Source organism: Yeosuana marina (assembly GCF_011762485.1).
In the GTDB taxonomy this organism is placed as follows: Bacteria; Bacteroidota; Bacteroidia; order Flavobacteriales; family Flavobacteriaceae; genus Yeosuana; species Yeosuana marina.
Genome location: NZ_JAAKGI010000007.1, coordinates 163,495 through 175,894, shown reverse-complemented (window position 1 = coordinate 175,894; position 12,400 = coordinate 163,495). Strand labels below are relative to the sequence as shown.

The window sequence follows — 12,400 nt, the reverse complement described above, 5'->3', positions numbered from 1 at the left end:
CTGTTGCAATGAATACTAAGTTTGTCGATATTAATGTTGATGTAGGAGAAGGTGTTGGAAATGAATCTAAAATTTTTCCATATATATCATCCTGTAATATTGCTTGTGGAGGGCATGCGGGTGATAAAGAAACCATGAGACAGATTATAAAATTGTCTAAAGCGCATCGGGTCAAAATAGGAGCACATCCATCGTTCCCTGATAGAGAACATTTTGGACGTAAACCAATGGACATAACCTGTGCAGCTTTGTATACATCATTAAAAGAGCAGATAGATGATTTAATGAGTGTTTTAAGTGAAGAACAAGCGAGATTAAATCATGTAAAACCTCATGGCGCTTTATATAATTTGGCTGCTATTGACAAGAAAATTGCAACTGTAATAGTAAAGGTGATTAAAAGTTTTATGTTGCCTATTAAATTGTATGTCCCTTTTAAATCAGTCATTGAAAAACTTGCTATAGAAAATAAGATTCCAATTATCTATGAAGCGTTTGCTGATAGAAATTATAATGACGATTTAACCTTGGTTTCAAGAAACGATAAAAATGCATTGATTGAAGATCCCGAAACTGTTTTTAAACATATGTACAGCATGATTCAATCAGAGAACATAAAAACACTTCAGGGGCATTTGGTTCCAATACAAGCAGATACTTTTTGTATTCATGGCGACAACCCAAATGTGGTCACTATTTTAAAATTTTTAAAAAAGGAATTTAAAGCTAAACAGATCACTATTGCCTAAATATCAGCTTACATACAAACCGTATGGAGAACGAGCTATTTTAATTGAATGGCCGTCCATTATTAGTGAAGCTATTTTATATGATATCCTAGCTTTTAAAAAAGCTATTTTAAAAGATAAACAGGAAGAAGGTGTCGAGTTGAATTCTGCGTATCGTTCTCTTATCGTTATTTTTAAGGATACTAGTATAGATTTTAAAAAGCAAATACATTATTTTAAAAATATATACACCTCACTCAAGAAAGAACATCGACAACATTATAAATTATGGAAAATTCCAGTATGTTATCATCCCGATTTTGGTATTGATTTAGAGTGTTTATCGCAAGAAAAAAAAATATCAATTGAATCAATTATTGAAGCACATACAAAAGGCTTATATACCGTTTATTTTATTGGTTTTTTACCAGGTTTTTTATACCTAGGCGGTTTAGACGAGTTGTTATGGATACCAAGAAAAGGGACTCCAAGGTTAACAATTGAAAAAGGTTCGGTGGGTATTGGCGGTAATCAAACTGGTATTTATCCCAAAGAAAGTCCTGGAGGATGGAACATTATAGGTAACGCACCCATTGATTTTTTTAATATTCAAAATGATATTCCTTGTTTTGCGAGTCCGGGTGATAAAATACAATGTATTCCTATTTCTAAAAAGGAACATCAAGATGTAAAAATACTGGTAGAAGCGGGTGTTTACCAAATTGAAAGCGAGGTGATTCATGATTAAAGTATTAAAAGCTGGGTTCTATTCTTCTATTCAAGATTTTGGGAGAAGCGGATATCAAGCTTATGGAGTTCCTGTTTCAGGAGTCATGGACAAGCAGGCGGCTATATTAGCCAATTCCTTATTAGGAAATCCAGAAGATGCACCCGTTATAGAAATGACGATGGCAGGAGATAGTTTAGAATTTCAAATAGATACTCACATTTGCATCACAGGAGCCGATATGTCCCCAAAACTAGATCGCATTTCGATAGATTTATGTAAAATAATCAAAGTTAATAAAGGCAATGTGTTAACGTTTGGTACTTTAAAGTTTGGTTTTAGAAGCTATGTGGCAGTTTTAGGAGGAATTAAATTAGAAATCGTTATGGGGAGCGGCAGTATGTATAAAGACATCACAACTTCCTATAAATTAAATAAAGGAGATGAGGTATCTATTGGTGAGCCTAACACACAATTGATAGAACAACATGCATCACTTAGGGTCGATGTGTCTTATATAAAATCTAAGGATATTAATGCTTTTAAAGGACCAGAGTTTGATATGCTTTCAAAACAACAACAATCTGAATTATTTTCAAAAGAGTATACGGTTTCTAAGAATAACAATAGAATGGCCTATCAATTACAAGAACCTTTGGAGAATAGTTTAGAGCCTATCATTACATCTAGTGTGCTTCCTGGAACAGTTCAATTAACGCCCTCTGGGAATCTTATTATTTTAATGCGAGATTGTCAAACTACTGGTGGTTATCCTAGAATACTTCAATTAGAAGAAAAGTCAATTAGTATACTAGCCCAAAAATATACAAATCAAGTTATTAGGTTTTGCTTGGTTAATTAGGCCAATTCTAAGGCAATTTCTACCATACCTTTAAAAGTTGTCTCTCTTTCCTCGGTAGTAGTTCGTTCTCCCGTTACTAAAGAATCAGAAATAGTTAAAATAGAAAGCGCATTTACCTTGTATTTGGCTGCTACAGTATAAAGTCCGGCAGATTCCATTTCAACACAAAGAACTCCAAACTTTGACCATTTTTTATAAGATTCGAAATCATCCTCGTAAAATTCATCGGAGGTAAATATATTTCCTGCTTTAATTTTTATGTCTTTTGCTTTTGCTGCTTCTATAGCTTTTTGAAACAGTTCAAAACTAGCGGTAGGCGCAAAGTCAGCACCTCCAAATCTAAGTTCATTAATACCAGAATTTGAAGAAGCCGCCATGGCTAAAACAATATCTCTAATTTTAATATCTGCTTGATAAGAGCCTGCGCTGCCCACACGAATTAGATTTTTAACCCCATATTCGTTTATTAATTCATGCGCGTAAATAGAAATACTTGGTACGCCCATACCTGTTCCCATTACAGAAACACGTTTACCATTATATGTTCCGGTAAAGCCTAACATACCTCTTACTTTATTGAAACAAACAGGATTTTCTAGAAAGGTTTCGGCTATCCATTTTGCTCTTAAAGGATCACCAGGTAGTAAAATGGTTTCTGCAACATCTCCTTTTTTAGCTTCTATATGAACACTCATTAGCTTAATTTTGTTTTGATTAATAACTTGAATTTGATATCTCTCCTTTTATAATGGCAATTCCAGAGGATGTACCTAGGCGTTCAGCACCAGCATTTATATATTCTATAGCTGTTTTAGCATCTTTGATACCTCCTGATGCTTTTATTTTTGCAGTGTCCTTAGCAACATCTTTCATAAGTTTAACATCTTGCATACTAGCTCCTCTAGTACCAAAGCCTGTTGAGGTTTTAATAAAATTGGCACCACCTTTTATAGCGAGTTCACTTGCTTTTATAATTTCATCATCTTCTAAGTAGCAGGTTTCTAAAATAACTTTTAACGTGTTGTTAGGCATCACATTTTTAACGGCATCAATATCTTTACATACGCTGTCAAAATCCTTATTTTTTAAATAACCAATATTCATGACCATATCAATTTCGTCAGCCCCATCTTGTATGGCTATTTGGGCTTCAGCTGCTTTCGATTTTGAAGACATGGCGCCTAATGGAAACCCAATCACGCTGCAGACCTTAACATTTGAATGTTTTAAAAACTCTTTAGCTATTGAAACATAACAACTATTAACACAAACAGAGAAAAACTGATATGTTACAGCTTCTTCACAAAGTTTTTGAATGTCTTTTTTAGTTGCTGTGGCTTTTAAAAGTGTGTGATCTATATAATTATTTAATGATTTCATGAGGGTAATTTAATAGGTTAAAGTTAATGTTATTTTAGGTTAATAAAAATAGTTTTAAGTATAATTTATACCGCTGTGTTATAGAACTGTTTAGTTATTGGGATATGATGAAAAACAATGAAAGCTATGGAATTATTGTTTTTGAATTTTGAATAAAATTCAAAAAAGACAAAAAAACGCGGTTGAATTTATATAAATTCAACCGCGTTTTTTGACGTAGTGTCAATAATATGTTTTTTAGTTCTTAGAAAACTTCTTCGTTTATGAATTTAGTTTTTGATGATTTTATTCCTGACGTAACACCTATTCTATCAACACCTAACTCAATATATTTTAAAGCTGTTTCTGTATCCAGCACATCGTCAGAAGTTGCTATTTTTGCATTATCTCTAATTGTTTTTTTGATGATTTTTAGAGCTGTAAACGTTGTTCCTTTATTAGTTAGTCCTGTTGTTGTTTTTATATAATCAGCTTTAGCATCTAAGCAAATTTCGCAAGCCTTAATGACTTCGTTTTTTGATAATTCATTAATTTCAATAATAACTTTTAAAGGTGTTTCACCAATGGCTAGTTTTACATCAATAATATCTTTTAAAAGAGCCATATAGTTATTGCTTTTTAATAAGCCAATGTTAATAACCATTTCAATTTCATCTGCCCCATCTTTTATAGCTTTTTTAGCTTCAAAAACTTTCGCTTCTGTTGATACTGCACCTAATGGAAAACCTACGGTGGTGCATATTTTAACAGGTGTTGCATTTAATAATTGTTTTGCAAGAGGTACATAACAGCTATTAACACAAATTGATTTGTAATTATTATTAAGCGCGTCGTTGCATAAGTTAATCACATCTCGTTCTGTGGTAGATGCGTGTAAAAGTGAAAAATCTAAGAAAGAATTAATGTCCATTTAAGTAGGTTTATGGGTTAATATCGCTATAATTAATAAATTTGGAGAGGGAATAAAAGATCAAATTCTTGAGGGGAAATAAGAATTTAATCTCACTTCAAATTTAGAAAATTATTTAATACAGTTGCTAAAAAAATGCATTTTATTGGGTTTATGATACCGTTTGTCGATAGTGGTGAATTAAAAAAAGCAATGCGCATCACCTTCATGAAATATAAAGAATTGATTTACATTGCTTTTAACTAACCAACCAACTAAAAGACTGTTTTTTTAGCTAATTGTTACATTTGTAAAAAACATATTATACTTTTTTTGAAATTAAATCACCTTGATTTCTAAAAACTAATTGATTATCGAATGCATCTAAAAGAATAATACTATCAGTTGTTATTTTTCCAGATAAAATCTCTTTACTTAACTGATTTAATACTTCTTTTTGTATTACTCGTTTTACTGGTCTTGCGCCGTATTCAGGATTAAATCCTTTTTTTGCTAAATAGGATATCGCCTCTTGAGTTGCGTCAAAAGTGATTCCTTGTTTAGCTATCATTTTGGTAATTCCTTTTATTTGTAAGCCCACAATATCAATAATATTTTCTTGCGTAAGTGGTGTGAACATAATGGTATCATCAATTCTATTTAAAAATTCGGGTCTTATGGTTTGTTTTAACAAGCCTAAAACGTCAATTTTGGCGGCTTCAATAGCAGATTCAACATCTTTAGTAGATTCAAAACGTTCTTGAATCATCTGACTTCCTAAATTAGAGGTCATAATAATAATCGAGTTTTTAAAATCGGCCATACGACCTTTGTTGTCTGTTAAGCGACCTTCATCTAATACCTGTAACAAGATGTTAAACGTATCTGGATGTGCTTTTTCAATTTCATCCAGAAGAATTACAGAATATGGTTTTCTTCTAACGGCTTCAGTTAATTGCCCACCTTCATCATAACCAACATATCCTGGAGGTGCACCAACTAATCGGCTCACTGCATGACGTTCTTGATATTCACTCATATCAATTCTTGTCATGGCATTATCGTCATCAAAAAGATATTCTGCCAGGGCTTTCGCAAGTTCTGTTTTACCAACACCAGTTGTTCCTAAAAACAGGAAGGTTCCTATAGGTTTTTGTGGATTTTGTAATCCGGCGCGGCTACGTCTTACCGCATCACTAACAGCAATAATAGCTTCCTCTTGACCTATAACTCGCTTGTGAAGCTCGTCTTCCAGCTTTAAAAGTTTTTCACGTTCGCTCTGAAGCATTTTAACCACTGGAATTCCGGTCCATTTTGCAACGACTTCGGCAATGTCGTCATAAGTCACTTCTTCTTTAATAAGTGAATTTCCAGATTGATTTTCTTGCAATGTTTTTTGTAATTGCTCTAACTGCTCTTGAGAATCCTTGATTTTTCCGTAACGTAATTCGGCTACTTTACCATAATCACCATCACGTTCAGCGCGTTCGGCTTCTAGTTTATAATTCTCAATATTTTGTTTTATATTTTGAATGTTATCAACGACTTCTTTTTCGCTTTTCCATTTGGCGTATATTTCGTTTCTGTCTTCTTTAATATTTGCTAAATCTGAACGTAATACTTTAAATTTAGCTTCATCTTTTTCGCGTTTTATAGCTTCAATTTCAATCTCTAACTGCATGATTTTTCTATCCAAAACATCTAGTTCTTCTGGTTTAGAATTGATTTCCATACGTAATTTAGAGGCAGCTTCATCCATCAAATCAATAGCTTTGTCAGGTAAAAATCTATTGGTAATGTAACGTTGTGATAATTCAACAGCACCAATTATAGCTTCATCTTTAATACGCACTTTATGATGTGTTTCGTATTTTTCTTTAATACCACGTAAAATAGAAATAGCACTCTCGGTATCAGGCTCATCTACCATCACTTTTTGAAAACGACGTTCTAACGCTTTATCTTTTTCAAAATACTTTTGGTACTCATCTAAAGTAGTCGCGCCAATAGCACGCAGTTCACCTCTCGCCAATGCTGGTTTTAAAATATTGGCAGCATCCATAGCGCCTTGTCCGCCACCAGCTCCAACAAGCGTGTGAATTTCATCAATAAACAGTACAATGTCCCCTTCGCTCGTTGTTACTTCTTTGATGACGGCTTTTAGTCGTTCTTCAAACTCACCTTTGTATTTGGCACCAGCAATTAAAGCTCCCATATCTAAAGCAAAAATTTGCTTATCTTTTAAGTTTTCGGGAACGTCTCCATCAACAATTCTGTGTGCCAACCCTTCTGCAATGGCTGTTTTACCGGTTCCTGGTTCACCAACTAAAATGGGATTATTTTTGGTTCTTCGTGATAAAATTTGAAGAATTCTGCGTATTTCTTCATCACGACCAATAACAGGATCAAGTTTCCCATCTTTCGCCATTTGGTTTAAATTTTTAGCGTATTTGTTAAGTGCATTATAGGTTTCTTCTTGACTTTGTGACGTTACATTGTTGCCTTGGCGTAGTTCATCCATAGCAGCAATTAATCCTTTTTCGGTAACACCTTGATCTTTCAGCATTTGAGCTATTTTGCTGTTCGATTTAAAAATGGCAATGATTAAATGTTCAACAGACACATAATCGTCTTTCATTTTTTTAGCAATAATAGACGCTTCGTTTAGTGTCTTTCCAGCTTCTCTGGATAGCATAATATCGGTACCAGAAACTTTTGGAAAACTTTCTATTTGTTTGTCAAGGGCCTGTTCTAAAATAGTAACATTAACATTCAGTTTTTTTAAAATGAATGGGAGTACGTTTTCATCAACCTCGAAAAGCGCTTTAAAAATATGCTCATTTTCTATTTGTTGATGACCGAAACTTTGAGCAAGTTGTTGTGCTTGCTGAATAGCTTCTTGCGATTTTATTGTATAATTATTTAAGTTCATAATATTATTTGTTTTTCTTTGTATTCTGTCTAGGTCAATAACCTTACCAATAGAATTTAAGCGACAAAAAGACAGTTTAACTCAATAATAACGTGACTTTTAGTCAGTTTGTAAGATTAAAAAAAGATTACGACTTAAGCGTATATAAATTACAATATATGGGACTATTTAACAAGCTATTTAACAGTTCATCTTCTTCTAAAAACACTAATGAGTTGCCTTGGATTACGTTATCAACTATGTCTCAATTGGATGAGATTAAGGAGATTTCTAAAACAAAACCACAGTTGATTTTTAAACATTCTACCAGATGTGGTATTAGTAGAATGGTTAAGAAGCAATTTGAAAATGATTATGATTTTTCAGAGAATACATTTGACTTATATTATTTAGATTTGATTAGTTATAGAGATGTTTCCAATCAAATAGCTCAACAATTTCAGGTGATTCATGAATCCCCTCAATTATTAGTGATTAAAAATGGAGTAGTGGTAGCGCATTATTCTCATGGTGACATAAATACTGTAGATTTAGCTGCATTTGCGTGACATGTTATTGAGGTTGTTTAATTCTGATAATAAAGGAGTTAGCTGTAAATAAATTTTAAAATAATATTATAAAATTTATTGAAACTTATTATATTTATTTTTCATTGATCTTAGATTATGTTTATAGGACATTTTGGTTTGGGTTATGGGGCAAAAAAAATAGATAAGCTTCCATCGCTTGCAATGTTATTTATTGCAGCTCAGTTTTTAGATTTATTATGGCCAATTTTTGTGTTATTAGGTATTGAAACTTTTGAAATAGACCTTGGAAATACGTCATTAACGCCAATTAATTTTACATCATATCCCTTTTCACATAGTTTGTTAATGTCATTGGTTTGGGCAATTCTATTTGGTGTTTTATATTTTATAATTACAAAAAATAAGAAGTCTTCTTTATTGTTAGGAAGTTTAGTTTTTAGTCATTGGATTTTAGATTTTTTAACTCACAGACCAGATTTGCCATTGACTCCGTTTACAGATTTAAAAGTAGGTTTGGGTTTATGGAATTCATCAATAATTGAAATTATTTTAGAAACAGGACTCTTTTTAGGTGGTGTTTTTTTATACTACAAAACAGTAGACATTAAACGTAAGATAGCGTTTTGGTCTTTGGTCATTGCGTTTTTAGTGATTCATTTTATGAATGTATTTGGACCGCCACCTCCATCTGTTATGGCAGTAGCTTGGTCTGCAAATTTAATGTGGCTATTTGTATTATGGGCTTGGTGGATTGAAAAGAAATAAAAAATCATTCTTCTTTTTTCATTTTTTGTTAACTTGTGTGTATGAAAAAATCAAGTACAGACGCTTCAAATAGTAAACCATTTAATTATGATAAAGAACTAGCTATCCTGCATGAAGAGCTTGTTCATCTTCAAGAATGGGTAAAAAAACAAGGATTAAAAGTAGTTATCATTTTTGAAGGTAGGGATGCCTCAGGAAAAGGAGGTACTATAAAACGTTTTATGGAGCCTTTAAACCCTCGGGTATGTAAGGTGGTTGCCTTAGGGGTGCCAACTGAACGAGAAAAAACACAATGGTATTTTCAGCGCTTTGTACCTTATTTACCTGCTGCTGGCGAGATGGTCCTTTTTGATAGAAGTTGGTATAATAGAGCAGGAGTAGAAAAGGTGATGGGATTCTGTACTGATGAAGAATACAATGAATTTTTAAGATCTTGCCCAGAGTTTGAGCGGATGCTGGTTAGATCTGGAACAATCCTTTTAAAATACTGGTTTTCAGTAAGTGATGAAGAGCAAGAGAAGCGTTTTAAAAATCGAATAAGTAATCCATTAAAGCGTTGGAAATTTAGCCCTATGGATTTAGAATCGCGCTCTAGATGGTTAGAGTATTCAAAAGCTAAAGACAATATGTTTGCACATACCGATACGAAGCAGGTACCTTGGTTTGTCGTGAATGCAGACAATAAGAAAAAAGCACGCTTAAACTGCATAAGTCATGTTTTAAGTCAGATTCCTCATGAAAAAATGGATTTAAAACCTGTTGAACTTCCAGACCTACCAGATTATAAAGCTTACGTGCGTCCACCTATGAATTACCAGACGTTTGTGCCTGAGAAATATTAGATTTTATTTTTATAATCTTGATATACTATGATCTCTTTATTAACCATGATATCTATTGACACACAAGGTTCTTATTTTTTTGCTAGGTTCTCATTCTATAAGAAGTTATAATTTTTTTGAGCTTGTGTTTTAGATCTTCACCAGTATCATAAACCATTTGTTCGTTTGATGGAAAGGGGATACGTCTGTTATTAAGCAACCCGAGGTCTTCTTTGGTTAAGGCATTTTTATTTCCTCTGTAGGCAGCATATATGTTTTGAAAAACAAACTCACTATCAATCGTAAACGTGTCTACAACTTGATTTGATTTTAAATCAATATAAACCACATTACCAATAACCTGAGTTGATTTTACTTGGGTAAATTCAGAAAATCGAGCTTTGACAGTGACTATTTTATCTAATTTAATATCATTACCTAAACTATCTTTTACTACATTCCCTTTTCTATCTAATTTGTATTCCCAGCCATCTACAATCTCTCGTTCACGTTGTATTTCTTTTTCTTTAATTTGTTCAGGAGAAATATTAATACGTTTTAATTGAAGTTCCATTGCATAATCATAACTAATATTAGGATCTTTAGCAGCATGGTAGACCGTCCAGAATTGGTTTAAACCATAGGTATCAAAGTTTAATAAATCTGCTTCCAATCTATTAGGGATTATTTGATTGGTTTGATTTTCTATACTAACAATCACATAATTGGTACCTCTTGCATGGGCTTCTTCCATAAATTCCCTTGTTTTTTCAAAATTAGGATTTATAGATTCTATATAATTGTAAATATCGTAAGCGTCTCTTATGTTGGCTTTGGAATCAGAATCCAAAAGCTTAAGACCCTTTTCATATAAATAATCAGAGGCCTTATCCCTAGAACTAAGAATTTCATTTGTATAATCATTAAATTTAAAATTAATTGTTTTTCCATTTAATTGAAGTGGCATAAATGGTTTAATAGCCTCCTGTCTAGACTTTAAATCTTGATAGGTTTCATAAATTTTCTGATAGTATTCAGGATTATTATCTTTTTTAAGAAAAGAAATGCTGTTTAAATCTCTCTCAACAGCTTTTACATAAGCATCTTTGAGCATTACTATATAATCTTGCTTACTTTTTTTGCTTTTATTTGTATCAAGTTTATCTAAAGCATCAGAAATAGCTTTATCATAATTACCAGTATTAATAGACTTTTCAACTTGTTTTCTAGTACTACAAGATATTAACAGGGTAATAAACGTTGTGATAAGTAAAATTTTCTTCATGTTCTATAAGATTTTGAATAATTGGAATATCCTTCCAATAGTGGTGCCAAAATACTAATAAAACGGATTAAAAGCTAATAAATACGATTAAATGTAATATATTTTAATTTTTTATATGAAATTTCTTATTTTTTCTTGTAAATAGGTAATAATTTAGTTGATACTTCACCAAAACCTATTCTGGTACCATCTTTTTCACAATGCCCACGCATGATAACGGTGTCATTATCATTGATAAATTTACGTTCAGAACCATCTTTCATGATAATAGGTTTTTCACCTCTCCAGGTTAGTTCAAGCATAGAACCATAAGATTCTGGTGTTGGTCCAGAAATAGTACCACTTCCCATAAGGTCGCCTGAATTTACAGGGCATCCATTAACGGTATGATGTGCCAACTGCTGAGACATATTCCAATACATATACTTAAAGTTAGAATTGGTAACAATGGTTTCTTTTGCTCCTTTGGGACGTATAGCAACTTCTAAATGAATGTCGAAACTTTTCTTTCCCTTATATTTTAAATAATCCAATTGTGGCTTTAAAGGTTTCGGACTTTCAACTCTGTAAGGCTCTAAGGCATCAAGAGTTACTATCCATGGTGAAATAGAGGTCGCAAAGTTTTTAGCTAAAAATGGGCCTAAAGGCACATATTCCCACTTTTGAATATCGCGCGCACTCCAGTCATTCAATAACACTAAACCAAATATATATTCTTCTGCTTCTCCAATAGGAATTGGTTCTCCTAAATCGTTAGCATCTGTCGTAATAAAAGCCATTTCTAATTCAAAATCTACAAGTTTTGAAGGACCGAAAACAGGTTCTTTGGCTCCTTCTGGAAACGTTTGTCCTTGTGGTCTGTGTACTGGAATGCCAGAAGGGATGACAGATGAACTTCTACCATGATAGCCTACTGGAATATGTAACCAGTTTGGCAGCAATGCATTGTCAGGATCTCTAAACATACTGCCTACATTTGTTGCATGTTCGATACTTGAATAAAAATCGGTATAATCACCTATCTGAATGGGCAGTTGCATTTCAATTTCATCCAATCTAAATAAGACAATCTCTTTATTTTGCTTGTTATCTTTAAGGGTATTGTTGTCAGAATCAAAAATTTCAGCAATTCTATTTCTTACAGCTCTCCATGTTTTTCTTCCATCGGCTATAAAATCATTCAAAGTGTCTTGAAGAAAAATATCGTCGGTGAGCGGAATGCCATCAAAATAGCCTAATTGATGTAGGGCCCCAAGATCAATAGCGGTATCCCCAATACGTGTTCCAATAGTAATGATATCATCACGCGTTAAAAACACACCAAAGGGTATGTTCTGAATAGGGAAATCAGAATTTTTATCGACGTGTAACCACGATTTTCTATCTGGATTGTTAGCGGATATAGACATAACTTATATGTTTATTATTTTATTGAATAATATTCAAACCTACACATTTTTTTCATTTTAATAGAAAAAAAT

At 32.8% G+C, this 12,400-nt stretch carries 12 protein-coding genes; 6 read left to right on the top strand and 6 right to left on the bottom strand.

All coding sequences use genetic code 11. From position 1 onward, the window contains the following. Positions 1–8: 8 nt before the first annotated feature. Genes pxpA through G5V56_RS09455 form a run of 3 tightly spaced genes read left to right on the top strand, consistent with a single transcriptional unit; the run spans position 9 to position 2,317 of the window. Positions 9–749 carry a 5-oxoprolinase subunit PxpA gene (gene pxpA, locus G5V56_RS09465; RefSeq protein WP_166964250.1) on the top strand — a complete coding sequence of 247 codons (741 nt, stop codon included), beginning with the start codon at positions 9–11 and terminating at the stop codon, positions 747–749. Then, positions 742–1,476 (top strand): 5-oxoprolinase subunit PxpB, encoded by a 735-nt coding sequence (gene pxpB / locus G5V56_RS09460; RefSeq protein ID WP_166964248.1) that lies wholly within the window; start codon positions 742–744, stop codon positions 1,474–1,476. The genes pxpA and pxpB overlap by 8 nt, the downstream gene beginning before the upstream one ends. Continuing rightward, positions 1,469–2,317, top strand: a complete 849-nt coding sequence (locus tag G5V56_RS09455) for a 5-oxoprolinase subunit C family protein (RefSeq protein WP_166964246.1) — start codon at positions 1,469–1,471, stop codon at positions 2,315–2,317. Before pxpB ends, G5V56_RS09455 begins: the two co-directional genes overlap by 8 nt. Here the strand turns inward: G5V56_RS09455 and deoD are convergent. From deoD to clpB, 4 genes are all read right to left on the bottom strand, one after another. Beyond that, positions 2,314–3,012: a purine-nucleoside phosphorylase gene (gene deoD, locus G5V56_RS09450; protein WP_166964244.1), complete on the bottom strand. Its 699-nt coding sequence runs from the start codon at positions 3,010–3,012 to the stop codon at positions 2,314–2,316. The two genes, G5V56_RS09455 and deoD, sit on opposite strands and share 4 nt — an antisense overlap. 19 nt (positions 3,013–3,031) lie before the next feature. Further along, the gene (gene deoC, locus G5V56_RS09445) at positions 3,032–3,697 is read right to left on the bottom strand and encodes a deoxyribose-phosphate aldolase (RefSeq protein ID WP_166964242.1); all 666 of its coding nucleotides are present in this window, start codon (positions 3,695–3,697) and stop codon (positions 3,032–3,034) included. A gap of 244 nt (positions 3,698–3,941) precedes the next feature. Next, on the bottom strand, positions 3,942–4,607 hold the full coding sequence (deoC, locus tag G5V56_RS09440; protein WP_166964240.1) for a deoxyribose-phosphate aldolase: 666 nt from the start codon (positions 4,605–4,607) through the stop codon (positions 3,942–3,944). Positions 4,608–4,908: 301 nt separating this feature from the next. Continuing rightward, a complete protein-coding gene (gene clpB / locus G5V56_RS09435; protein ID WP_166964238.1) occupies positions 4,909–7,518 on the bottom strand; it encodes an ATP-dependent chaperone ClpB in 2,610 nt (869 codons plus the stop codon). A 158-nt stretch (positions 7,519–7,676) separates the two neighbouring features. Between clpB and ytxJ the strand changes: the two genes are divergently transcribed. The 3 genes from ytxJ to ppk2 all read left to right on the top strand — a co-directional run bounded on the left by ytxJ (position 7,677) and on the right by ppk2 (position 9,655). Continuing rightward, the gene (gene ytxJ / locus G5V56_RS09430; RefSeq protein ID WP_166964236.1) at positions 7,677–8,066 is read left to right on the top strand and encodes a bacillithiol system redox-active protein YtxJ; all 390 of its coding nucleotides are present in this window, start codon (positions 7,677–7,679) and stop codon (positions 8,064–8,066) included. A gap of 117 nt (positions 8,067–8,183) precedes the next feature. Further along, the gene (locus tag G5V56_RS09425; protein WP_166964234.1) at positions 8,184–8,813 is read left to right on the top strand and encodes a metal-dependent hydrolase; all 630 of its coding nucleotides are present in this window, start codon (positions 8,184–8,186) and stop codon (positions 8,811–8,813) included. Positions 8,814–8,854: 41 nt separating this feature from the next. Beyond that, the gene (ppk2, locus tag G5V56_RS09420; RefSeq protein WP_166964232.1) at positions 8,855–9,655 is read left to right on the top strand and encodes a polyphosphate kinase 2; all 801 of its coding nucleotides are present in this window, start codon (positions 8,855–8,857) and stop codon (positions 9,653–9,655) included. 82 nt (positions 9,656–9,737) lie between these two features. Here the strand turns inward: ppk2 and G5V56_RS09415 are convergent, their stop codons facing one another. Together G5V56_RS09415 and fahA are read right to left on the bottom strand one after the other, a co-directional pair. Next, complete coding sequence (locus G5V56_RS09415) at positions 9,738–10,919, bottom strand: hypothetical protein (RefSeq protein ID WP_166964230.1); 1,182 nt, start codon at positions 10,917–10,919, stop codon at positions 9,738–9,740. A 125-nt stretch (positions 10,920–11,044) separates the two neighbouring features. After that, the gene (fahA, locus tag G5V56_RS09410; protein ID WP_166964228.1) at positions 11,045–12,328 is read right to left on the bottom strand and encodes a fumarylacetoacetase; all 1,284 of its coding nucleotides are present in this window, start codon (positions 12,326–12,328) and stop codon (positions 11,045–11,047) included. Positions 12,329–12,400 lie beyond the last annotated feature (72 nt).